The 22,127-nt window shown below is 69.4% G+C and carries 19 protein-coding genes and 1 pseudogene; 5 read left to right on the top strand and 15 right to left on the bottom strand.

From position 1 onward, the window contains the following. The first annotated feature begins 110 nt into the window (after positions 1-110). Positions 111-3,884 (top strand): DUF3858 domain-containing protein, encoded by a 3,774-nt coding sequence (locus tag D7X74_RS23230; RefSeq protein ID WP_120535182.1) that lies wholly within the window; start codon positions 111-113, stop codon positions 3,882-3,884. 106 nt (positions 3,885-3,990) lie between these two features. Further along, entirely contained in the window at positions 3,991-5,706 is a 1,716-nt protein-coding gene (locus tag D7X74_RS23225) for a glycoside hydrolase family 71/99-like protein (RefSeq protein WP_120535181.1), read from the top strand. Positions 5,707-5,762: 56 nt separating this feature from the next. Here D7X74_RS23225 and D7X74_RS23220 read toward each other — a convergent pair whose 3' ends face one another. Next, complete coding sequence (locus D7X74_RS23220; protein WP_120535180.1) at positions 5,763-6,905, bottom strand: isoaspartyl peptidase/L-asparaginase family protein; 1,143 nt, start codon at positions 6,903-6,905, stop codon at positions 5,763-5,765. A 198-nt stretch (positions 6,906-7,103) separates the two neighbouring features. Between D7X74_RS23220 and D7X74_RS23215 the strand changes: the two genes are divergently transcribed. Beyond that, entirely contained in the window at positions 7,104-7,763 is a 660-nt protein-coding gene (locus D7X74_RS23215; RefSeq protein WP_120535179.1) for a type 1 glutamine amidotransferase domain-containing protein, read from the top strand. A 26-nt stretch (positions 7,764-7,789) separates the two neighbouring features. Here the strand turns inward: D7X74_RS23215 and sufT are convergent, their stop codons facing one another. The 7 genes from sufT to D7X74_RS23180 are packed head-to-tail and all read right to left on the bottom strand — an operon-like array spanning position 7,790 to position 14,103. Continuing rightward, complete coding sequence (gene sufT, locus D7X74_RS23210; protein WP_120535178.1) at positions 7,790-8,347, bottom strand: putative Fe-S cluster assembly protein SufT; 558 nt, start codon at positions 8,345-8,347, stop codon at positions 7,790-7,792. A 13-nt stretch (positions 8,348-8,360) separates the two neighbouring features. Further along, on the bottom strand, positions 8,361-8,813 hold the full coding sequence (gene sufU / locus D7X74_RS23205; protein WP_120535177.1) for a Fe-S cluster assembly sulfur transfer protein SufU: 453 nt from the start codon (positions 8,811-8,813) through the stop codon (positions 8,361-8,363). Beyond that, positions 8,810-10,039 (bottom strand): cysteine desulfurase, encoded by a 1,230-nt coding sequence (locus D7X74_RS23200; RefSeq protein WP_120535176.1) that lies wholly within the window; start codon positions 10,037-10,039, stop codon positions 8,810-8,812. Before D7X74_RS23200 ends, sufU begins: the two co-directional genes overlap by 4 nt. After that, entirely contained in the window at positions 10,036-11,364 is a 1,329-nt protein-coding gene (gene sufD / locus D7X74_RS23195) for a Fe-S cluster assembly protein SufD (protein WP_120535175.1), read from the bottom strand. The genes D7X74_RS23200 and sufD overlap by 4 nt, the downstream gene beginning before the upstream one ends. After that, positions 11,361-12,146, bottom strand: coding sequence for a Fe-S cluster assembly ATPase SufC (sufC, locus tag D7X74_RS23190; protein WP_120535174.1), 786 nt, complete (start codon positions 12,144-12,146; stop codon positions 11,361-11,363). Before sufC ends, sufD begins: the two co-directional genes overlap by 4 nt. Then, positions 12,146-13,585 carry a Fe-S cluster assembly protein SufB gene (sufB, locus tag D7X74_RS23185; RefSeq protein ID WP_120535173.1) on the bottom strand — a complete coding sequence of 480 codons (1,440 nt, stop codon included), beginning with the start codon at positions 13,583-13,585 and terminating at the stop codon, positions 12,146-12,148. The genes sufC and sufB overlap by 1 nt, the downstream gene beginning before the upstream one ends. Further along, positions 13,582-14,103: an SUF system Fe-S cluster assembly regulator gene (locus tag D7X74_RS23180; RefSeq protein WP_120535172.1), complete on the bottom strand. Its 522-nt coding sequence runs from the start codon at positions 14,101-14,103 to the stop codon at positions 13,582-13,584. Before D7X74_RS23180 ends, sufB begins: the two co-directional genes overlap by 4 nt. A 229-nt stretch (positions 14,104-14,332) precedes the next feature. On the opposite strand from D7X74_RS23180, the gene D7X74_RS23175 reads away from it, so the two are divergent. Further along, entirely contained in the window at positions 14,333-15,529 is a 1,197-nt protein-coding gene (locus D7X74_RS23175; RefSeq protein WP_120535171.1) for an ABC transporter substrate-binding protein, read from the top strand. Between the two features lie 59 nt (positions 15,530-15,588). On the opposite strand, the gene D7X74_RS42690 is transcribed toward D7X74_RS23175, so the two are convergent. The 6 genes from D7X74_RS42690 to D7X74_RS23150 are packed head-to-tail and all read right to left on the bottom strand — an operon-like array spanning position 15,589 to position 20,374. Beyond that, on the bottom strand, positions 15,589-15,801 hold the full coding sequence (locus D7X74_RS42690; RefSeq protein WP_147446655.1) for a hypothetical protein: 213 nt from the start codon (positions 15,799-15,801) through the stop codon (positions 15,589-15,591). Continuing rightward, complete coding sequence (locus D7X74_RS23170; protein WP_158622281.1) at positions 15,785-16,060, bottom strand: hypothetical protein; 276 nt, start codon at positions 16,058-16,060, stop codon at positions 15,785-15,787. Before D7X74_RS23170 ends, D7X74_RS42690 begins: the two co-directional genes overlap by 17 nt. A 32-nt stretch (positions 16,061-16,092) precedes the next feature. Further along, positions 16,093-16,953, bottom strand: a complete 861-nt coding sequence (locus D7X74_RS23165; RefSeq protein WP_120535169.1) for a hypothetical protein — start codon at positions 16,951-16,953, stop codon at positions 16,093-16,095. Next, entirely contained in the window at positions 16,953-17,984 is a 1,032-nt protein-coding gene (locus tag D7X74_RS23160; protein ID WP_120535168.1) for a hypothetical protein, read from the bottom strand. Before D7X74_RS23160 ends, D7X74_RS23165 begins: the two co-directional genes overlap by 1 nt. 59 nt (positions 17,985-18,043) lie before the next feature. Further along, entirely contained in the window at positions 18,044-19,585 is a 1,542-nt protein-coding gene (locus D7X74_RS23155) for a hypothetical protein (RefSeq protein ID WP_120535167.1), read from the bottom strand. Between the two features lie 12 nt (positions 19,586-19,597). After that, positions 19,598-20,374, bottom strand: coding sequence for a TadE/TadG family type IV pilus assembly protein (locus tag D7X74_RS23150; RefSeq protein WP_120535183.1), 777 nt, complete (start codon positions 20,372-20,374; stop codon positions 19,598-19,600). A gap of 224 nt (positions 20,375-20,598) precedes the next feature. Here D7X74_RS23150 and D7X74_RS23145 point away from each other — a divergent pair, with 224 nt between their 5' ends. Further along, complete coding sequence (locus D7X74_RS23145) at positions 20,599-21,294, top strand: hypothetical protein (protein ID WP_120535166.1); 696 nt, start codon at positions 20,599-20,601, stop codon at positions 21,292-21,294. 46 nt (positions 21,295-21,340) lie between these two features. Here D7X74_RS23145 and D7X74_RS23140 read toward each other — a convergent pair. Continuing rightward, a pseudogene (locus D7X74_RS23140) lies at positions 21,341-22,127 on the bottom strand (molecular chaperone DnaJ); the annotation flags it as partial.

Here is a 22,127-nt window from a genome sequence, read left to right as displayed (position 1 = left end):
CGCCAAGCCCACGAAGCGCCGCTAGGGAAACAGCCGGCGCGGACTTCGCACACGCACCTCAAGGGGAATATGGCCTCGCCGGGGGGATTGCATTATCCCTCGACTCCCCTATGCGCACCTTCCGCCGCGGCCTGACCGCGCTCGCCCTCGTCGCTGGCCTCACCGGCTGTCCCCGGCCGTCCTCCGTCGTCGCGCCCCACGTGCTCGAGTCCGCCGCCGAGCGCGCCGGCAAGGGTGACGCGGAGGCGCGCACGCTCGCGTTCGCGGGCTTCCACGCGTACCTCGTCGCGGGGGACGTGGCGCTCGCCCAGCAGCGATTCGACGCCGCCGTGCAGAAGGACCCCGGCGACCCGTACGCCCTGGAGGGGCAGGCGCTGCTCGCCCGGCGCAAGGGCCAGTCCGACCGCGCGCTCGCGGCGTCGCTGGAGCTGGTGAAGCGCGCGCCCCGCCACCCGCTGGCCGCCATCGCCGCGCGGTACATGTTGGACCGCGTGGGCACGTCGCGCGCGGAGGACGACGCCATCCTCAAGGGCGTGGACGCCGCGCTCACGGCGGGCGCCCAGGGTGAGACGGCCTACCTGCTGCGCGCCTCGCGCCTGTCGGTGGCGAGCATCCGCGTGGACACGGCGGCCCAGGCCCAGGCGCTCAAGGACCTGGGCGGCGCGAGCGAGGCCACGCTGGTGGGCCCCTTCTCGCCCTTCCACGTGCTGTCCATCCAGGAGCCCATCGCCCCGGAGAAGGACGGCTCGTTCGCGGGCCCCTTCACGGGCGCGTACGGAGCGCTGCCCGCGCGCACGCTGCGCTCGCCGGACGGTCGGCTGGACCTGGGCGGAGAGCCCGGCCACGGGGACATGTACGCGCTGGGCATCGACGCGGAGGTGGCGGAGGCCGGCGTGTACGTGCTGCGCACGGTGAGCCAGACGTCGCACCGCGTGCTGATGGATGGCGCCCCGGTGCTGGAGCGCAACGACTGGGCCCGCACCACGTCCACCGTGTCCGTGAAGGCGCTGGAGCTTCCCGCGGGCAAGCACCGCTTCGTCGTGAAGATGGCCAAGGACAACACCCAGGGCGGCCTCACGTTCGCGCTGCTCAAGGCGGACGGGAGCGCGTCCCAGGTGCGCCTCACCGCCGCCACCGGCCCCGCGCCGCGCTGGAACGCCACCCTGGACGAGGCCGAGGCCGCCTCCGTCTTCCCGGGCGCGGAGGACCTGGCGCAGGCCCTCCAGTCCGAGGCCGGGGAGACGCTGGGCGCGTTCCTCGCGGTGCGCGATGGCCTGTCGCGCGACCCGGACGGCACGCGGCGGCTGATGGCGAAGCTGGAAGCCACGACGCCCGCGGTGCTGGCCCTGCGCGCGGAGCAGGCCGCGCAGGACCGCGGCATCCCGTCCAAGGTGGCGCGCGGCCGGGCCACGCGCGACCTGGAAGCGGCGCTGGCCAAGGACCCGGGCAACGTGGCCGCGCTGCTCCTGCGCGCGGACCTGTTCCTGGATGACGGCCAGGCGGCCACCGCGCTGGAGACGCTGAAGTCAGCGCGCGACGCGGTGAAGCCCGGGGGCTTCCCGGTGCACCTGCTGCTCGCCCGCGCGGCGCTGGCGCTGGACGTGGACGCGCAGGCGGAGACCTCCCTGGCCGCGGCGCTGGAAGCCCAGCCGGGACTGTGTGAAGCGCTGGGCCTCCAGTACTCGCTGGCGAAGCGCCGGGACGCGGTGGCGCGCACCGACGAGCTGGTGAAGGCCCAGGAGGGCTGCCCCGGCGCGGACGCGCGGCTCGTGGAGCACCTGCGCACGCGGGGCGACATGGAGGCGACGGCCAAGGGCTACGCGCGGCTGCTCGCGCAGGACCCCGACAACCTCACCAACGCCGCGGCGCTGTCCGGCATCTACGTCAGCCTGCGCCGCTACGACGACGCGGCGAAGGTGCTCCAGGCCCAGGCCGCCGTGTGGCCGCGCAACACGGAGCTGCTCAAGCGGCTGGCGGACGTGCGCGAGTACGCGGGCCAGCGCGAGGAGGCGCTCAAGCTGCGCGAGCAGGCGCTGAAGCTGGACGGCAGCGACCTGCCGCTGCGCCGCGCGGTGGAGCGCGCGAAGACGGGCAAGGAGTTGCTCGCGGCCTACGCCATCGACGGGAAGGAAGCGCTGAAGGCCTACGAGGCGGCCCCCATCACCGGCGGCAGCGCGGCGGCGTACGTGCTGGACGCGGCGGCGGTGCAGGCCTTCCCGGACGGCTCCCTCGTCAATCGCATCCACACCATCCAGAAGGCGCTGGAGCAGTCGGGCATTCAGGACATCGCGGAGGTGAACATCCCCCGGGGCGCCCAGGTGCTGGCGCTGCGCACGCTCAAGGCCGACGGCCGCGTGCTGGAGCCGGAGAACTTCGAGGGCAAGGACGCGGTCAGCCTCCCCGGCGTGCAGGTGGGTGACTCCGTGGAGGTCGAATACCTGCTGGCCGAGGGCGAGCGGGGCCCCGCGCAGCCGGGCTTCACCGCGTCCGCCTTCTACTTTCAAATCGCCAACCAGCCGAACGCGTGGAGCACGTACACCGTCGTCGCGCCCAAGGGCAGCGGCATGAAGGTGGACGCGCACGGCATGAAGGCGCCGCCCCCGGAGGTGAAGGGCGACGTGGAGGTGTTCCACTACGACGCGCGCCGCGTGCCGCCGTTCCTCCCGGAGCCGGACGCGCCGCCCACGGGCAACGAATACCTGCCCTTCGTGATGGTGGGCGCGGGCGAGACGGGCAACGACGGGCTGGCGCGCGTGTACGGCGACGCCTTCCAGGACCGGTGGATCCGCTCCGCGGAGGTGGAGGCGTTCGCGCGCGAAGCCGTGGGCGACAAGAAGGGCCTGGAGGCGGTGAAGGCGCTGCACGCCGCGGTGATGAAGCGCTTCTCCGGACGGGACGCGAGCCTCGCGCAGTCCGCGGCCTCCACCGTGGCGCAGGACCGGGGCAGCCGGCTGTCGGTGATGAAGGCGGGCCTGGAGACGCTGGGCATCCCGTCGCGCGTGGCGGCGATCCGCACCTTCAACACCGACCCCGCGCCCTACCTGTTCCCGGCGGACGCGCTCTTGCCCTACGCGGCGCTGCGCGTGGAGGTGCCGGGCGAGTCCCCCGTGTGGCTGGACACGTCCGTGCGCTTCGGCCCCTTCGGCGAGCTGCCCGAGGCGGCCATGGGCGAGCGCGAGGCGTACCTGCTGCCGGAGCCCGGCAAGCCGCTGGAGAAGGTGAAGACGCCGCCGCTCAAGCCGCGCGCGGGCAAGACCGTGAAGCTCACGCTGGAGATTGGCACCGACGGCAAGCTCACCGGCAAGGGCGAGGAGACCTACTCCGGCTTCGATGCCGCGCAGATCGCCGAGGCCTTCGAGCAGCTCTCCGCGGAGAGCCGCAACCAGGCGCTCCAGGGCGCGGTGGGGCGCTACTTCGGCGGCGCGGAGCTGTCGTCCGCGAAGCAGGAGCGCATCGAGGAGGTCGGCGCGCCCTTCGTGCTGCGCTACGCGTTCACCGTGCCCCGCTTCGGGCGCATGGAGGGCGACGGCCGCATGGCCATGGGCCCCCTCACCTTCCCCGCCCTGCTGGGCCGGCGCTACGTGCAGGTCAGCTCCCGCACCACGCCGCTCTACCTCGACGACACGGAGGCCAGCCGCACCGAGGTCACCCTCACCATGCCCCAGGGCTGGAAGCTCAGCGACCCGCAGGCGGGCCTGAAGGTGGACAGCGAGTTCGGCCACTTCACCCGCGCGGAGAAGCAGGACGGCCGCACGCTCTCCATCGCGGAGTCCATCCTGCTGCCCCGCGCGCGCATCGCCCCCAACCAGTACGAGAAGTTCTCCGCCTTCGCCGGGGACGTGGACCTGCTCCAGGTGCGCGAGCTGTTCCTCGTGAAGCAGTAGCCGCCCGTGACCCGACATTCCAGGAATACAGTTATTCCTGACTGATAACGTCTTGTGCTAACGGGCTCCTGGCCGGGGTGGTTGCTCCGGCCAGGAGCCTGTTCACATGAGACAGCAGGATTGGATTTCGCTCGGGGCGTGCGCGCTGTTGGGTTTGCTGGGCGCGGGGTGTGGTGCTCCGGCCGCGGTGGACGGCGCGACGGGGCCGGCCCCCGAACTGGACACGCAGCGCGCGGGCGCGGCGGTGAAGGTCAGCAAGGCCGTGGGCAAGAAGGTGTACGTGCACCTGATGCCCTGGTTCGAGACGCGGGCCACGTCGGGCAACGGCGGCTGGGGCATCCACTGGACCATGGCCAACCAGAACCCGGACGTGGTGGACGGCTCCGGGCGGCGGCAGATTGCGTCGTACTACTACCCGCTCATCGGGCCGTACGGCTCCGGGGACCGGGACGTCATCGAGTACCAGCTGCTGCTCATGAAGTACGCGGGCGTGGACGGGGTGCTCATCGACTGGCCGGGCACCATCAACGCGTTCGACTATCCGAAGAACCGCGCCAACAGCGAGGCCGTCATCGCGCAGACGGCGGCGGTGGGGCTGGACTTCGCGGTGGTGTACGAGGACCACAACGCCACGCTCGCCTACAACGGCGGCTTCATCACCGACAAGCTGGGCGCCGCGCGCAACGACATGGCGTACCTGCGCGACCGGTACTTCAACCAGCCCAACTACATCCGGCAGGACAACGCGCCGCTGCTGCTCGTCTTCGGGCCGCAGACGTTCCAGTCCCCGGGTGAGTGGACGAACGTCTTCTCCCCGTTGAGCCAGAAGCCCACCTTCCTGACGCTCTGGTACGAGTCGGGGGAGGCGGGCGGCAACGCGAAGGGCGAGTTCGCGTGGATCTACCCGGACTTCACGGCGGGCCTCACGCACTTCTACAACAACCAGCCGTCGCCCCTGAAGTTCGGCTCCGTGTACCCGGGCTTCCGTTCGTTCTACGCGGCGGGCGGCTGGGGCGGGCCCACGTGGGAGATTGCCCACAACGGGCTCAACAGCTTCAACCAGACGCTGGACCTGGCGAAGAACGCGGCCAGCATCAACCACTTCCAGATCAACACCTGGAACGACTACGGCGAGGGGACGATGATCGAACCCACGCGCGAGTTCGGCTACGGCTTCCTCACGTCACTCCAGCAGAAGCTGGGCGTGCCGTATTCGCAGAGCGAGCTGGAGCTCATCAACACGCTCTACCAGCAGCGCAAGCAGTACGCGGGGGACGGCAACAAGCAGGCGCAGCTCAACCAGGCGGCCGCCGCGCTGTCGGCGCTGGACGTCACCCAGGCGCGCAACATCCTCAACGGGGGCGGTGGCGGCGGCACGGGCGTGTCCATCACCAACGGCGGCTTCGAGTCCGGCATGACGGGCTGGACGACGTGGACGCCCAACAACACCTCGGGCGCGGCCTTCTCGGAGACGTACAACGGCGGGCACAACAGCGCGAACCACCTGACGCACTGGAGCGGCTCTCCGTTCGAGACGTGGACGTACCAGGCGGTGTCCGGGCTGGCGTCCGGCAGCTACAAGGTCCGCGCGTGGGTGCGCAAGGGCGGCGGCTTCGACATGGCGCGATTGCAGGTGAAGGCGTGCGTCTCCTGCACGTTCGCGTTCACGGAGCTGGGCACGTACGGAAACTGGACCCAGGTGGAGACGCCCGCCGTGTCCGTGACGGGCGGGTTCCTGGAGTTCGGCTTCCACACGCGCGCCCTCACCGGCAACACCGCCAACTTCATCCACATGGATGACGTGTCGGTCATCAAGCTGTAGCGCACCGGCGACCGGATCCGCGCGGCATCAGTGCTTCGCGGATCCGGGCAGCCGTTTCACGGCTGTTGGAAGATGGCGACGGCCGGCGTGCCGTCCTCACCGATGTAGCCGCGATACATGCCGCTGGAGTTGAAGGGCATGGCCACGTTGCCCTGACGGTCCATGGCGATGACGCCGCCCTCGCCGCCGACCTTCGCCAGCACGTCGTGGATGACGACGTTGGCGGCCTCCGGCAGCGGCAGGTCCTGGTACTCCACGCGGGCGCAGATGTCGCGCGCCACCGTGTAGCGGATGAAGAACTCGCCGTGCCCGGTGGCGGACACCGCGCAGCGTTCATCCGCATACGTGCCCGCGCCAATGATGGGCGAGTCGCCCACGCGGCCGAAGCGCTTGTTGGTCATCCCACCCGTGGACGTGCCCGCCGCCAGATTCCCTTCCTGATCCAACGCCACCGCTCCCACCGTGCCGAACTTGTGGTCCCCCGTCACCGGATCCACACCCGGCTCCAGCGATGAGGAAGGAGACGTCCCCGGCGTCGCGGGCGGCTGCTCTGGCGTCACGGGTGGAGCGGCCTTCGCCTTCTCCTGCTCCAACGCGCGCTGGAGCCCCTGCCAGCGCTCCTCCGTGTAGAAGTACTTCGCATCCACCAGGGGCATGCCCTGCGACTGGGCGAAGGCCTCCGCGCCGTCGCCCACCATCATCACGTGCGGCGACTTCTCCATCACCCGCCGCGCCAGGTCGATGGGGTTCTGGATGTGGCGCACGCCGGCCACCGCGCCCGCCGCGCGCGTCTTCCCATCCATCAGCGCCGCATCCAGTTCATTCACGCCGTCGTGGTTGAACACCGCGCCCTTGCCGGCGTTGAAGTACGGCGAGTCCTCCAGCACGTGGATGGCGGCCGTCACCGCATCCAGGCTGCGGCCTCCCTTCGCCAGCACCGCGTGCCCCGCCTGGAGCGCCTGGGTGAGCACGGCACGCATCGCGGCCTCGCGCTCCGGGGACAGGTTCTCGCGGGAGATGACACCCGCGCCGCCGTGGATGACCAGCCCCCACTTCGGCTTCACCCGGGTCGGTGCATCCGTGCGCAGGACCGCCTCGTCGCGCGCCTGGGTGGACGTGGCACAACCGAGCGGGGCCAGCAGCAACGCGGCGCCAGCAAGCAGGCTTCGGTGCAACCAGGGAGAGAACGATGAGGACATGCCGTTGCGCCTCCTGAAGGGGCCTGACCTAAAGCTGTTCGTTCGCGCGCGTCCAGGCCCTCCGCCAGGGAGGGGCAAGCCAGCGGAATCCCGAGCCCCTGTCCGCCTGCCTGCCCTCCGCTTCCCCTCCCGGCAGGGCATGTACACCCTGCATCATTGGGCTGTCGGAGAACCACGGACATCGGGAGGGTTTGGGCAATGAGGACGCTGAAGGGGATGCGGGTGGCTGTACTGGCGGCGGATGGCTTCGAGCAGGTGGAGCTGACGCGGCCCGTGAAGCGCCTGGAGCGCGAGGGCGCCCAGGTCACCATCGTCTCCCTCCACAAGGGTCGCATCCGGGGCATGAACCTGTTGGTGCCCGGCAAGAAGGTCCGCGTGGACGCCACGCTGCGCGAGGTGAAGGCCGCGGACTTCGACGCGCTGCTCCTGCCCGGCGGCTTCATGAACCCGGACTTCCTCAGGCAGAGCGCGCTGGCGCTGGACTTCGTGCGCGACGCGGACCTGTTGGACCTGCCCATCGCGGTCATCTGCCACGGACCGTGGCTGCTCGCCTCCGCGGGGCTCCTGGAGGGCCGTCACCTCACGTCATGGCCCGGCATCCGCAACGACCTGGAGAACGCGGGCGCGCACTGGACGGACGAACCGGTGGTGCGCGACGGCAACTGGGTCTCCAGCCGGGGACCGCACGACCTGCTGGCCTTCGAGCACGCGTTCGTGCAGCTCTTCGCCGAGCGCATGACACCCGCCATCGCCCAGCGCGAAGCGACCGCACCGAGCTGGCCCAAGTGGGTCGCGGGCGGATTGGCCGCCGTGGCCACGCTGGGACTCGTGGCCCGGGGCCGTAAAGCGCTGGCCTGAGACGTCAGGGCAGACGCCCCGCGACTTCACATCCAGCCGAGCTGGAGCTTCGCCACGTCCGTCATGCGGCTCTGGTCCCACTGCGGCTCCCAGACCAGTTCCACCTGGGTCTCCTTCACGCCGGGCACGGAGGACACCTTCTGTCGCACGTCCTCCACCAGCACCTGCCCCATGCCGCACCCGGGCGCCGTCAGCGTCATCTCGATGGACACGCGCTGCCCGCCTTCTTCCAGCGGCGTCGCCTTGCACGTGTACACCAGACCCAGCTCCACGATGTTCACCGGGATCTCCGGGTCATACACCGTGCGCAGCTGCTCCCAGACCTGCTCCTCGTGGAACTCCCCGGGCGTGCCTTCCGCCGCGTCTTCCGGCGGCTTCGCCTTCGCCGCGTAGTCCTCGCCCAGCACCGACGCGTTCCGCTCGTCGATGCGGAAGAGCTGGCCGTACGGGTCCTGCACCGTGACGTTGCCGCCCAGCGTCTGCACCACCGTCAACTCGGAGCCCGCCGGCAGCAACACCTTGTCCCCACTGGGGATGAGCATCGCGTCCACGTCGCGCTCGATGACCGTCATCGCACCTCGCATCGCGTCCCCTCCCCTATTCCGTCGACACCGACGTGGAGCGGCCATCCAGCGCCGCGTGCAGCGTGTGCCACGCCAGGCTCGCGCACTTCACCCGGGCCGGAAACTCACTCACGCCCGACAGCACCGCCAGCTTGCCCAGGGCCTCCGGATCCACCTTCTCCGGCCCTTCCGTCACCAGCGTGTGCACGCGCTCGAAGAGCGCCTCCGCCTCCGCGCGCGTCTTGTCCTTCACCGCGCCCGTCATCAGCGACGCGGACGCCTTGGAGATGGCGCACCCCTGTCCCTGGAAGCCGATGTCGCGGATGACGTCGCCGTCCATCTTCAGCGTGACGGAGAGCTGGTCTCCACACAGCGGGTTGTAGCCCTCCGCCGTGCACGTCGCGCCCTCCACCACCCGGAAGTTGCGCGGGCGCTTGGAGTGCTCCAGCACCACCTCCTGGTAGAGGTCCTTGAGGTCTGAACTCACGCGAACACCTCCCTCACCTTGTGCAGGCCCTTCACCAACGCATCCACGTCTTGCGGCGTGTTGTAGAGCGCCAGCGACGCGCGCACCGTGGCCGCCACCCCGAAGCGCTGCATCAACGGCTGGGCGCAGTGGTGCCCCGTGCGAATGCAGATGCCTTCCTGGTCCAGGATGGTGCCCACGTCGTGCGGGTGCACGTCCCCCAGCGTGAAGGACAGCACGCCCGTCTTCTTCGGCGCCGTGCCCACCAGCTTCAGGCCCGGCACCGCCTCCAGCGCCTGCGTCGCGTAGGCGAGCAGCCACTGGTCATGCTGCGCGATGGCGGACAGCCCCACGCCCTCCAGGTAGCGGATGGCCGCGCCCAACCCCACCGCGCCCGCCATGTCCGGCGTGCCCGCCTCGAAGCGGTGCGGCACGCGGTTGTAGACGGTCTTCTCCATCGTCACGGAGAGGATCATGTCCCCGCCGCCCTGGTACGGCGGCAGCGACTCCAGCATGGCCAGCTTGCCATACAGCACGCCGATGCCCGTGGGCCCGAAGAGCTTGTGCCCGCTGAAGGCGAAGAAGTCACAGTCCAGGTCCTGCACGTCCACCGGGAAGTGCGTCACCGACTGCGCCCCGTCCACCAGCACCGGGATGTTCTTCGCGTGCGCCTTCGCCACCAGCGCCTTGATGGGATTGATGGAGCCCAGGGCGTTGGACACATGCGTGATGGCCAAGAGGCGCGTGCGCTCCGTGAGCAGCGCGTCCACCGCGTCCATTTTCAGTTCGCCCCGGTCATCCACCGGAATCACGCGCAGCTTCGCGCCCGCCGCGTCGCACACCATCTGCCAGGGCACGATGTTGGAGTGGTGCTCCATGGCGGAGATGAGCACCTCGTCGCCCGGGCCCACGTGCTTGCGGCCGTAGGTGGCGGCCACCAGGTTGATGGCCTCCGTGGTGCCGCGCACGAAGACGATCTCCCGCGCGTCCTTCGCGTTGAGGAAGCGGCGCACCGTCTCGCGAGCATCCTCGTACGCCTGCGTGGAGCGCTCGGAGAGGATGTGCACGCCCCGGTGCACGTTGGCGTTGTCGTGCGTGTAGTAGCGCGTCAGCGCGTCCAGCACCGCCTGCGGCTTCTGACCGGTGGCCGCGCTGTCCAGGTACACCAGCGGACGGCCCCGTACCTCCTGCCGCAGCAGGGGGAAGTCTCCCCGCACGCGCTCCAGGTCGAATCCAGGCCCCGTCATCCCGTCACCTCCGGCCGGGCACCGCCCGGCAGCTTCGCCGACAACAACGCCTCCACCCGCTCGCGCACCGGACCCGCCGGCACCGCGAGCACCAGCTCGCTCGCGAACGCCTGCGTCAGCATCCGCTCCGCCTCCGGCTTCGGGATGCCGCGCGAGCGCAGGTAGAACAGCGCCGTGTCATCCAGCCGGCCCACCGCCGTGCCGTGGGCGCACTTCACGTCGTCCGCCAGGATTTCCAACTGCGGCCGCGTGTCCACCTGCGCGCCCTCCGACAACAGGAGGTTGCGGTTGGTCTGGCTCGCGTCCGTCTTCTGCGCGTCCTCGCGCACCCGGATGCGACCGTGGAACGTGCCGCGCGAGCGGTCATCCAGCACGCCCTTGTAGACCTCCCGGCTGGAGCAGCGGGGCACCGCGTGGTCCAGGTCGGTGCGGTTGTCCAGGTGCTGCGTGCCCCGGCCCACGAACAGGCCGTTGAGCAGGCACTCCCCGCCTTCACCCGCGAACAACGCATGCACTTCGTTGCGGGCCAGCGCTCCACCAAAGGAGAAGGCGTGCGACTGGAAGCGGCTGTCGCGCCCCTGCCGCGAATACAGCCCGCCCAGGTGCAGCGTGGCGTCGCCCTCCGTCTGGAGCTTGTAGTGGTGCAGGCTCGCGTTGTCGCCCAGCGACACCTCCGTCACCGCGTTGGTGAAGGTCGCCTCCGTCCCCAGCCCGGCGTACGTCTCCACCAGCGTGGCCTCGCTGCCCTCGCCCGCCACGACGACGACGCGGGGGCTGGCCAGCACCGGCCCGCTCCCACCGCGCGACAGGAAGAGCAGCTGCACCGGCACCTCGCTCAGGGCCCGGGGCGCGAGCGTGAGCAGCGCGCCCTCCTCCAGCAGCGCGGCGTTCAGCGACGTGAAGGCATTGGCCCCCAGCCGCGTGCGCTGGCCCAGCGTCCGCTCCAGCAGCTCACCGTCCTCGCGCAGCGCCTGCGACAGCGGCTTGAGCACCACGCCGCGCGGCAGGCCGGTGAGCACCGACAGCGCCGGCACGAAGCGGCCATCCACGAAGACGAGCCGGGGTCCGGGCAGGGCCAGCCGCGCCACCGCCGCCGCCACGTCCTCCCCCGCGTAGACATCCCGCGCGGGCTGGAACGGGAGCGCCGACAGCGTGGACACCGGCGTGTACTTCCACTCCTCGTCCTTCGACGTGGGCAGGCCCCGCGCCTCGAAGTGGCGCAGGCCCTCCGCGCGCAGCGTCTTGAGCCACGCCGGATCGTTCGCGCTTCCGCGCGCCTGGAAGGTCCGGGCGACTTCCAGGTAGTGCGCAAGGCCCGCGCTCATCGCCGCGCCTCCTTCGCCTTGCCGGCCCCGACGCCCTCCCCGCCCAGCCAGCCGTAGCCCTTCTCCTCCAGCTCCAACGCCAGCTCGCGTCCGCCCGAGCGCACGATGCGGCCCGCCGCCATCACGTGCACGTGGTCCGGCACGATGTAGTCCAGCAGCCGCTGGTAGTGGGTGATGACGACCATGGACCGGTCCGGCGCGCGCAGCGCGTTCACGCCCCCCGCGACGACGCGCAGGGCGTCGATGTCCAGGCCCGAGTCCGTCTCGTCCAGCAGCGCCAGCTTCGGCTGGAGCACCGCCATCTGGAAGATCTCGTTGCGCTTCTTCTCTCCGCCGGAGAAGCCCTCGTTCACCGAGCGGCCCATGAAGGCGCTGTCCAGCTCCACCAGCTTCGCCTTGTCCTTGGCCAGCTGCATGAAGTCCATCGCGTCCAGTTCGTCCTCGCCCTTCGCGCGGCGCTTCGCGTTGAGCGCGGTGCGCAGGAAGTGCAGGTTGCCCACGCCGGGGATCTCCACCGGGTACTGGAACGCCAGGAACACGCCAGCCTGCGAGCGCGCCTCGGGCGACAGGCCCAGCAGGTCGTTGCCATCGAAGCGCACCGAGCCCTGCGTCACCGTGTACGTCTCACGACCCGCCAGCACGCCCGCGAGCGTGCTCTTGCCGGAGCCGTTGGGCCCCATGATGGCGTGCACCTCTCCGGGGCGGACCTCCAGGTTGATGCCCTTGAGGATCTCCTTGTCGCCCACCCGGGCGTGCAGGTCCTGAATGCTGAGCAGCGACATCACCCCACGCTCCCTTCCAGGCTCACGCCCAACAGCTTCTGCGCTTCCACCGCGAACTCCATGGGCAGCTCCTTGAAGACCTGCCGGCAGAAGCCATTCACGATCATCGACACCGCGTCCTCCTGGGAGATGCCCCGCTGCCGGCAGTAGAAGAGCTGGTCCTCGCCAATCTTCGACGTGGAAGCCTCGTGCTCCACCTGCGCGGTCGAGTTCTTCACCTCGATGTACGGCAGCGTGTGGGCGCCGCACTTGTCACCGAGCAGCAGGGAATCGCATTGCGTGTGATTGCGCGCGTTCGCCGCGCTCTTGAGAATCTTCACCTGTCCCCGGTACGTGTTCTGGCCACGCCCGGCGGAGATGCCCTTGGACACGATGGTGGAGCGGGTGTTCTTCCCGATGTGGATCATCTTCGTGCCCGTGTCCGCCTGCTGCCGGTGGTTGGTGAGCGCCACCGAGTAGAACTCGCCCACCGAGTCATCCCCCTTGAGGATGACGCTGGGGTACTTCCAGGTGATGGCCGAGCCCGTCTCCACCTGGGTCCACGAAATTTTGGAGCCCTTGTGCGCGATGCCGCGCTTGGTGACGAAGTTGTAGATGCCGCCCTTGCCCTCCGCGTCACCCGGGTACCAGTTCTGCACCGTGCTGTACTTGATGGACGCGCCGTCCAGCGCCACCAGCTCCACCACCGCGGCGTGCAGCTGGTTGGTGTCGCGCATGGGCGCGGTGCAGCCCTCCAGGTAGCTGACGGAGGCGCCCTCGTCCGCGACGAGCAGCGTGCGTTCGAACTGGCCTGTGTCCGCCGCGTTGATGCGGAAGTACGTGGACAGCTCCATGGGGCACTTCACGCCCTTGGGCACGTAGCAGAAGGAGCCGTCGCTGAAGACCGCGGAGTTGAGCGCCGCGAAGAAGTTGTCGGAGAACGGCACCACCGTGCCCAGGTAGCGCTCCACCAGCTCCGGGTGCTCCTTCACCGCTTCGGAGAACGAGCAGAAGATGACGCCCGCCTTGTAGAGCTTCTCGCGGAACGTGGTGGCCACCGACACGGAGTCGAACACTGCGTCCACCGCCACGTTCTGCAGCCGCTTCTGCTCCTCCAGCGGGATGCCCAGCTTCTCGTAGGTGCGCAGGATTTCAGGATCCACCTGCGACAGGCTGTCCTTCAGCGGCTTCTGCTTCGGCGCCGAGTAGTAGCGGATGGCCTGGTAGTCGATGGGGTTGTACTTCACCGCCTGCCACGTGGGCTCGCGCAGGGTGAGCCAGTGCCGGTAGGCCTTCAGGCGCCAGTCGAGCATGAAGCCCGGCTCGCCCTTCTTGCGCGACAGCAGGCGGATGACGTCCTCGTCCAGGCCGGGCGGCAGCGTGTCCGACTCCACCTGCGTGACGAAGCCTGCCTGATAGCCCTTGCGGGTGAGCTCCTGGAGGGTTTCGGTGCTGCTCATGACCGGACTCCCGTCGCGGAAGGAGGAAGGGCGCTGTTCACGGATCCGCTCACACCGGTGGCCCCCGCCGGCAGGCCCAGGCCCACCAGCCGCTCCGGCATGCGGGGAGCCGGCGCGCGCAGGTCCGCCAACGTCAGCTTCCCCAGCGCTTCCTGGATGGCTTGATTGATGAGCCGCCAGTGGCCTCGCACCTGGCAGACGGACTCCAGCTCACAAGGCACGGCGGGCGCGGTGTGCTGGCCACACTCGGTGAGGGCCACCGGGCCCTCCAGCGCGCTGACCAGCTCCGCCAGGGAGATGGCCTCCGCGGGACGCGCCAGGCCGTAGCCGCCGCTGGCGCCCCGGTGGGACACCACCAGCCCCGCCTGCAGCAGGCCCTTGAGCACCTTGCTCGCGGAAGGAAGGGAGACACGCGTGCGTGCCGCCAGCTCGCGCGTGGTCCGGGTGTCCCCGTCCGCGCGTGCCAGCTCGGCCATCAGCACGATGCCGTAGTCCGTCATCTTGCTCATCCGGAGCATGAGTGGGGGTCTCTCCTGTGCCTGCCGTGGCGTCGCGGGCCCGATGCCCGACGGCCTCTTACGTAATCTGGACCTATTCAGTCCACATTCAAATCAGGGGCGCTCCCCTGTCCCTGCCGGGAGGGCCGCCAGGGTGGGGAGCGCACACCGACGTGCCGTGCGGGTTCGCCGCGCTCCACCGGTCAAGCTAGGGTGCGGCCGTCCGCTTTCCGGTCGAGGAGCCCCCCTGATGCGCCATCCCCTGCCCCTTGTGCTCACCGCGCTGGCCCTGGCCCTGGTGGGCTGTGAGAAGAAGTCCGCCGCGCCCGCACCCGCCCCCACGTCCCAGGACGCGAAGGCCACCACCGCCCCGCCGGGTCCTCCGCCGGAGGGGAGCATCCTCATCGGCGAGGTGGGCAGCCTCACCGGCTCCGAGGCCACCTTCGGCATCTCCGCGCGCAACGGCATCGACCTGGCGCTGCAGGAGGCCAACGCCGCGGGCGGCGTGAGGGGCCAGAAGCTGGTGGTGCGCGTCTACGACAGCCAGGGCCGTCCTGAAGAGGGCGCCCAGGCCGCCACGCGGCTCATCGCGCAGGACAAGGTGGTGGCGCTGTTGGGTGAGGCCGCGTCCTCCGTGTCCATGGCCATGGCGGACAAGGCGCAGGCCGGGCGCGTGCCCATGATCACCCCCACGTCCACCAGCCCGGAGGTGACGAAGAAGGGCGACTACATCTTCCGCGTCTGCTTCATCGACCCGTTCCAGGGCCTGGTGATGGCGAAGTTCGCGCGGGAGAACCTGAAGCTGTCCAAGGTGGCGATGCTCGTGGACAACAAGAGCGCCTTCTCCGTGGGCCTGGCGGAGGTGTTCAACGAGAAGTTCAAGGCGTTCGGCGGGGAGGTGCTCACCCAGGAGAGCTACTCCAAGGGCGACACGGACTTCCGCGCGCAGCTGACCGCCATCAAGAACCGCAAGCCGGAGGCCGTGTTCGTGCCCGGCTACTACACGGACGTGGGCATCATCGCGCGGCAGGCGCGCGAGGTGGGCCTGCGCGTTCCGCTGCTGGGCGGTGACGGGTGGGACTCCGACAAGCTCTTCGAGCTGGGCGGATCCGCGCTGGAGGGCAGCTACTTCTCCAACCACTACTCGCCGGACAACCCGGACCCCGTCGTCCAGAACTTCCTCAAGAAGTACAAGGGCGCCTACGGCGCGGTGCCGGACAGCGTGGCGGTGCTGGCGTACGACGCCGCGCGGCTGCTGGTGGATGCGATGAAGCGCGCGCCGGACACCTCCGGGCCCGCCATCCGCGACGCCATCGCCGCGACGAAGGACTTTCCGGGGGTCGCGGGCACCATCAACCTGGACGCCAACCGCGACGCGGTGAAGCAGGCCGTGGTGATGAAGGTCGAAGGCGGCAAGGCGGTGTTCGTCACCACCGTGAAGCCCTGAAGCCTTCGCATCCGTCCCCCGGGCCGTGAAGGCCCGGGGTCCTCCCCTGACTCAGCGACTCAGGGGATGGGGGACTGGATGACGTAGTAGATGGAGTGGAAGTACTTGTGCAGGCCATCCAGCAGGCTGACGAGGAACGGCCAGCCCAGCACGGTGAAGCCCAGGAGCGCGCCCGACACGACGGCGTACTCGGACATCGCCTGGCCCCGCTGGAGCCGCTGACGCTGGAGGCGCGAAGCCCTCCGCCGCGTCGCCCTACTCTTCTTCTTCATGGGCCGCCTCCTTCTCGCGGGACGTGTTCGACTGGCGGGAGCCACGGCCCTCGTTCTTGCACTCGTCCATGCAGCTGTTCTTCTCTTCGACGCAGGCCGTGCTGCACTTGCCGACGACGGAGCCCGCGTGCTTGGTGCAGATGTCCTTGCACTGCTTGGCGTCCTGCTCGCACGACCTGTAACAGGCGGGGCTGCTCGCGAGCGCAGGGGTCCCCACCGTCGCGAAGGTCAGAAGCGTCCAGAGTCCCATTCCCGTCATCCGCCGCATCGTCACGTCTCCTCCGCACCCGCTCAGGGCGCCGGCTTCATCCGCCGCATCACCGACAAGTTGAACTCCACCACGCCCTCGGACGAGGACTGCTTCAGCATGGCCTGTCCGTTGAGGCCATCATGCCCCACCTCGAAGCCCCGGGCATTGGGCCCTGCTTCGGAGGACGGGCCTGCTTCCCAGCCCTGCGCGGCCATGGCCCGGCGCCAGTCGGCCTCCACCTCCGCCAGGCTGCCCGTGGGCGACGTCCCGGCCACCAGGAACTGGGTCACGCCTTCCAACTGGAGGGTGATGACCTGGGGCTTGTCCGCGCCCGCCGGCAGGGGCAACCACCGGGGCGGCGCGGACGCGCTCTCCAGGGCCTTGGCCACCTCTCCCGCGGAGACGAACACCAGCGTTTCGCCGCCCTGGTACAGCACGGAGACCATCCGCATCTCCTTGGTGGCGGGGCTCCAGTAGCCCACGTAGCCGCCGTAGGCGCTGAACTCGTGCCCCAGCACCGGCAGCCCCGCGTCGCGCAGCACCTGCCGGTAGTGCAGGAGCACCTTCTGCGGCGGGTCCTGGGTGGAGAACCACGCCACCGCGATGGGCACGTCCGGGCCCAGGTAGTCCGCGGCGAGCACCTCCGGACGGCCGGACGCGTTCGGGTAGGGCGGGAAGTGCACCAGGGCGCGCGCGAGGATGGCCTCTTCGAAGGCGGTGCGCTTGGTGCTGGGAGGAGGCTGGGCCAGTTCCTGTTCGGCCTTCGCCTGCACCACCTCCAGCGGCGTGGGGGCGTCGCGGTAGACGACGTCCTCCAGGGCCGCTCCCAGCAGTCCGCCAATCACGGCGAGGCCCAGCAGGCCCCCACCGATGCGGAACACCCACGACGAACGCAGCGACATCAGCAGCTTTCAGGCTGCTTGCAGCCCATGTAGGAGACGCCGCGGTTGCCGTAGCTCTGCTGGGGGTTGTTCTTGTCCCAGTCGCGCCACTCGCTGTTGTAGAAGTACCGGTTCTGCCCCGCCTGCTCCACCTTCTGGCTGGGCGTCTGCATCCCGTTCGTGAACGGCTTGATGGAGACGTTGGGCGACTTGGGGTTGTCTCCCTTGATGGGGGAGTCGGAGTCGCCCGCGATGAGGGTGCCCACCTGCAGCGGGCTCAGCAGCTGCTTGCTCATGGCCTGGCTGAAGAACTGGGCCGAGGACGCCATCAGCATCGGGTAACCGAGGTTGGCGGTGTCCTGATAGACGCTCTTCACTTCCTTGTAGAAGTGCTCGCCGCCCTTGTCGCCGCCGCTCTTGTCCCCGGGCTCGATGGTCACGTCGTCGTTGATGGCCCAGGTGTCCGTGAGGATGGACATCTGCTCGGTGGGCATCAGGTAGGTCTTCTGCATGTCCTGGTCGCCGGCCTGGGCGTTGCCGTGGATGCTGCCCTCCTGCTGCTCCTTGGCCAGGTCCACCTCGGAGAACTCCGGGAACAGCGTCTGCGGCAGCATGTAGTTCTGCACGCCGATGCGGGCCGAGCACCGGATGAGGCCGCCGTTGTTGTAGTCATCGAAATAGCCGTTGTGGATGGGGACACCCAGCCTGCCGACCTGCTTGTCCGGCGCCTGGCACTCCACCTGCTGGGCCCCGGTGTTGAGCCAGCACGGGTGGGACGTGAGGGCGGCGTGCTCGTGGTGCTGCTCGCCCTTGCAGTCGAAATCCACGTCGTCGTAGCTGTCCACGCCGGACTCGTGGTCGCAGTACATCAGGCGCGCGTAGCCCTGGACCTGGCTGAAGCCGCCGTACTCGCCCTGCTTGTCGGGCTCGGCCCAGTCCTGGACGGTGTAATCCCAGACGGTGGCCACCGCGGCCTCCTGGGCGTCCAGCGCGAAGCGCAGGAGGTCGTCCAGGAAGAGCGCGTAGAGGAACACCGGGATGAAGACCAGCATGCTCAGGGCCATCTCCACGGAGGCTGCACCGCGGGAGGCAGGACGGCGAAGAGAAGGGCTCACAGGCTCAGCTCCGGGGTGGCGGCGAGTTGGGCGGAATCGGCGCTGCCGGCGGCGCCCAGCACCTTGGCGGCCTCCTGCCCCGTGAACGGGTGCAGCTTCGCGCGCCAGAACGGGCTGAAGAGGTTGGGCGCTTCGCGCCAGCCGTTGGCGCCCAGCCGGTGGTAGTAGACCAGCGCCTTGGACAGCGCGGCGCCCTCGTCGGCCGCGAGCGTCAGCTTCGCGGTGCCCTGCTCGCCGTGCGTGAAGTTGAGCGTGGCGGAGCTGTTGAGCTCCCAGGGCGCCTGGCTGGCGTTGCCCGAGCGCAGCGTGCGCGTGACGTAGCTGTAGGAGCGGGGCTGGCCGAAGTCGTTGTCCGCCTGCGCGTTGCCCCGGAACTTCATGAAGCAGTTGCCCGTCATCACGCAGCCCAGGCCCGTCTTCGTCGCGATGCCGTCGAAGTCGTGCTTGCCGGAGTGCGCCTGCTTGGGGTTGTGACCGCCGCCGTTGGAGTCGCTCCAGATCTCCGCGTCGAAGGGCATGTACGGCGCGATGCCGTCCTTCCACTGGTTGAACATGGCGCCGCCCTCGTCGCGGGAGACCACCGTGCTGCCCTTGGTGCCCACCTGTCCGGGAGGAGCCCAGTCGCCCTTCTTGGCGCCGACACCGGCGGAGCCCTTCATCGTCGGCAGGGGCAGGTGCAGGCCCTCGCCGGGGATGTCGCTCATCAGCTCGTTGAGGAAGCTGGGGTGCAGGTAGTAGGGCGCGGGGATGCCGCCCGCGTCACGGTTGGCCGTCCAGCCGGGGCGGCTCGCGTTGGCGATGTCCGTCATCGTCTTCGAGTGGGCGATGGCCGCCGAGTTCGAGCCGCCGCCCATGCACGGCAGGCCGTCCACGGCGCAGTTGAACTCGTTGGCGTTGAGGCCGCCCACGCCAGAGGCCACGGTGGACGCGCCCTTGGAGTTCCAGTCCGTCAGCTTGTCCAGGCCGCTGCCGCTGCCGTTCTGGATGGCCAGCGCCGTCTTGGTATGCGCCGCGACCTGCGAGGCGTGGACCGACTCCACGATGGTGTCCAGGGCCTTGATGGTCTGGTTGAAGCTGTCCTCCACGTCCTTGATGTCGCTGGCGTAGCTGTTCGCCTTCTTGGAGTACTTGTTCGCGACCTTCAGCGCCTGGATGCCGTGGATGCAGTGCTTGATGCACGTCCAGCAGGCGCACTGCGCGAACTCCATCGCCATGATGATGTAGAAGTTCGTCTGGGACGCCTTCAACATCTCACGCGTGAGGCTGGCCGTGGACATGTACGCGTGCATGCTGGCCATCGCCACGTAGGAGGCGGCGATGGAGCGGTTGCTGACCGCGTAGTAGTTCAGGGCGCGAGCCTCCATCACGGCCATGGAGTAGGCCATGGTGTCGCTGTGCTGCTGGAGGCCCATCTTGTTGCGCAGCGCGTGGGTGAGGTTGAAGCTCAACGTCACCATCAGGGCCAGCGTCAGGAAGGACAGGCAGGCCAGCACCATTGACTGGCCACGGGAACGGCGGCGGCGCGAGATTTCAGGCATTGGCTACTCCGGTTACTGCAGGGTCTCGAACGAGAAGACGCACTTGTTCGTGTCCGGCAGGGGGTTGGCGCCCAGGTAGAAATTGGACTGCATGCGCATGGTGTACGTCGCGCGGATGGGGAGGATGTAGACGGAGTTCTGGGCCGCGGCGTCGTACTTGCCGGCGCTCCCCAGCATCTCCCGGTCCGTGACGTACTCCTTCGTGTCCGTGCCGTTGCCCAGGCGCAGGACGAAGGGCATCTCCTTCTTCCGGGCGATGTTGTAGATGACCATGTCCGCGAACGGGATGGGCAGCCGGTAGTTGAACGTCACCTGGATGCGCAGCTTGGAGCGCTGGCTCTGGGCCCAGTCGCCGGTGGACGTGATCTTCGAGGGGTTGTCGAAGTCCAGCTCGCCGGAGGTCGCGCCCATCTCGTCGCGCAGCGGGCCGCAGATGGTGACGTCCGCGTACTTCAGGCCGCCCGCGTCCATCATCTTGTTCTTGGACGCCCACGCGAACTTCATCTGGAAGTCGGTCGCGCTCTCGATGGCCTTGATGGTCTCACCACCGCCGCCCGAGGAGCTGCTGATGAGGGGCAGGAGCACGGCGATGGCCGCGCTCTCCATCTGCTTGACGTTGGCGTTGTGCAGGGCGCCCGCGCGCACCGCCTTGTAGGCGGCGTACTTCGTCATCAGCCGCGCCTGGTGCATCATCCCGAGCTGGAGTGTTCCCAGGATCAGGAACACGAACATCGGCAGCACGATGGCCGTCTCGACCGCCACCTGCCCGGATTCGCGTCTGTCCCGCATGAAAGGCCCCTGGGTGCGCATGAAGTGGGAGTCTTACCGACTCTCATGACTGGCCGCTACCTTGCCCCCGGAAGGCCCCTGGCGGAATCCGCCAAGTGGACGGGAGGGCGTACCCGGAACCATGCTGGCGGACATCCCGCCCCGGGGTCCTCCAGTGGGAACTTGACGGGTGTCCAGCCTCATGCTTGGCAGGCAAAAGGACCCTTCATGCAAGGAGCAGGATGATGAACTGGCACAAGGCGCGGCTGGCGGGGTTGGTGGCGGGGGTGCTGCTGGCGGCGTGCAGCGGCTGCGGGGAGGACGAGGAGGAGCCCGGCGAGGACGAGGACCCCACCGAGCAGACCGACCGCCCGGGGTTCGCCAACAGCGACAAGGCGCCTGAGGGTCTCCCGTTCACCCTGCCCGCAGGCATCGAGTTGGAGGAGCCCATCACCGGCTTCAACCCGTTCGACCCGGACGGCTCCTGCAAGCGCGAAGAGGACGAGACGGCGGTGGCCCCCCAGGGCAGCGGGGACCTCATCCGGCTGTGCCTGAAGTTCCGGAACACCACCCGCCAGCGGATCGACGTGGACCTGCCGCCGGGCCTCGTCTTCATCTCGTCGAGCGACAAGGTGCAGCACGGCATGCTGGTGCAGGGCCTGACGCTGGAGGTGCCTTCCGAGCAGTACCTCTTCGCGCCCATCAAGGGCTACTGCCTCAACGACACCCGTTCGGGCAACGGCATCACCGACCTGTTCAGCAAGGGGCCCGTCACCCAGTACACCGACTTCAAGGAGCTGTTCGCGCTGCTGGCGAGCAAGAAGCTGCCCGTGACGGGTGGCGCGGTGACGCAGCTGCAGAACATCGTGTGGAACCTGACCCACGACAAGGCGCTGACCCAGGCGGAGCGGGACTTCATCGCGGCGCTTCCGAACAAGTAGTCCGTGCAGGTGAGGGGGGAGCCTGTCGCCCATCGCGCGGCCCCCTTCACCGCTTCCGGGCGATGTCCTGGATGAGCGCCACGTAGCGGCGCTGCTGGGGGTTCAACTTGAAGGCCTTGCGCAGCGCGTCCTCCGCGAGCGCCCACTGGCCCTCGCCCCGGGCCACGTCCCCCAGGAAGGCCCAGCCCTCCTCCAGACCGGGCTCCTGGCGCACCAGCTCCTGGAGCTCCTGGAGCACGAGCCGGCCGTGGGCCTCCGGCTTCATCAGGTAGCGCGCCCAGGCGCGCCAGGCCTGGTAGAGCGGCCGGGGGTCGATGTCGCAGGCGTACTCGAAGTACTCGAAGGCGCCCGCGAAGTTGCGCGCCTCCAGGCGCCGCTTCGCCTCGTCGAACTGGGTGGTCGCGTCCAGCAGGTCCGTGCGGATGCGGAACTGTTCGGCCGCCGTGGGCCGGCCGGTGCCCCGGGCCTTCTCCCGCTGGGCCTGCCGGCGCTTCTTCCACAGCGCGTTCTGCTCCGGCTCCGACAGCGCGCCGTAGGCCCGCGCATAGGCGGCGAGCAGCCCTTCCGCCTTGTCCTTCAGCTCCGGGGTCTGGAAGCGCAGCGGGGCGAACCGGTCCGCGGCGGCGAGGAATGCCTTGCGCAGCGCCACCGGCTGCACGTCCTCCGGCACGTCCAGGAGCGCGAAAGGGTCCTGGCTCCGGTGGGAGAGGAACGCGCCCACCAGGGCGTTGCGCGCGCCCTCGTCCTCATCCGAGTAGGACGTGCCGGTGGGGGTGGCCACGGCGGCGACGACAGGCGTGGGTTCGGGGGGCGCCGCCGTGGCCACCCCCACC

Origin of the sequence: Corallococcus sp. CA047B, assembly GCF_003612065.1 — a bacterium.
GTDB lineage: Bacteria > Myxococcota > Myxococcia > Myxococcales > Myxococcaceae > Corallococcus > Corallococcus praedator.
This window is presented reverse-complemented; position numbering and strand designations above follow the sequence as displayed.

Bases quoted from the DNA above. Each gene is read 5' to 3' on its own strand.
- D7X74_RS23230 (WP_120535182.1), top strand. From the start codon at position 111: ATGCGCACCTTCCGCCGCGGCCTGACCGCGCTCGCCCTCGTCGCTGGC.
- D7X74_RS23225 (WP_120535181.1), top strand. From the start codon at position 3,991: ATGAGACAGCAGGATTGGATTTCGCTCGGGGCGTGCGCGCTGTTGGGT.
- D7X74_RS23220 (WP_120535180.1), bottom strand. From the start codon at position 6,905: ATGTCCTCATCGTTCTCTCCCTGGTTGCACCGAAGCCTGCTTGCTGGC.
- D7X74_RS23215 (WP_120535179.1), top strand. From the start codon at position 7,104: ATGAGGACGCTGAAGGGGATGCGGGTGGCTGTACTGGCGGCGGATGGC.
- sufT (WP_120535178.1), bottom strand. From the start codon at position 8,347: ATGCGAGGTGCGATGACGGTCATCGAGCGCGACGTGGACGCGATGCTC.
- D7X74_RS23200 (WP_120535176.1), bottom strand. From the start codon at position 10,039: ATGACGGGGCCTGGATTCGACCTGGAGCGCGTGCGGGGAGACTTCCCC.
- sufD (WP_120535175.1), bottom strand. From the start codon at position 11,364: ATGAGCGCGGGCCTTGCGCACTACCTGGAAGTCGCCCGGACCTTCCAG.
- sufC (WP_120535174.1), bottom strand. From the start codon at position 12,146: ATGTCGCTGCTCAGCATTCAGGACCTGCACGCCCGGGTGGGCGACAAG.
- sufB (WP_120535173.1), bottom strand. From the start codon at position 13,585: ATGAGCAGCACCGAAACCCTCCAGGAGCTCACCCGCAAGGGCTATCAG.
- D7X74_RS23180 (WP_120535172.1), bottom strand. From the start codon at position 14,103: ATGCTCCGGATGAGCAAGATGACGGACTACGGCATCGTGCTGATGGCC.
- D7X74_RS23175 (WP_120535171.1), top strand. From the start codon at position 14,333: ATGCGCCATCCCCTGCCCCTTGTGCTCACCGCGCTGGCCCTGGCCCTG.
- D7X74_RS42690 (WP_147446655.1), bottom strand. From the start codon at position 15,801: ATGAAGAAGAAGAGTAGGGCGACGCGGCGGAGGGCTTCGCGCCTCCAG.
- D7X74_RS23170 (WP_158622281.1), bottom strand. From the start codon at position 16,060: ATGACGGGAATGGGACTCTGGACGCTTCTGACCTTCGCGACGGTGGGG.
- D7X74_RS23165 (WP_120535169.1), bottom strand. From the start codon at position 16,953: ATGTCGCTGCGTTCGTCGTGGGTGTTCCGCATCGGTGGGGGCCTGCTG.
- D7X74_RS23160 (WP_120535168.1), bottom strand. From the start codon at position 17,984: ATGCTGGTCTTCATCCCGGTGTTCCTCTACGCGCTCTTCCTGGACGAC.
- D7X74_RS23155 (WP_120535167.1), bottom strand. From the start codon at position 19,585: ATGCCTGAAATCTCGCGCCGCCGCCGTTCCCGTGGCCAGTCAATGGTG.
- D7X74_RS23150 (WP_120535183.1), bottom strand. From the start codon at position 20,374: ATGCGGGACAGACGCGAATCCGGGCAGGTGGCGGTCGAGACGGCCATC.
- D7X74_RS23145 (WP_120535166.1), top strand. From the start codon at position 20,599: ATGAACTGGCACAAGGCGCGGCTGGCGGGGTTGGTGGCGGGGGTGCTG.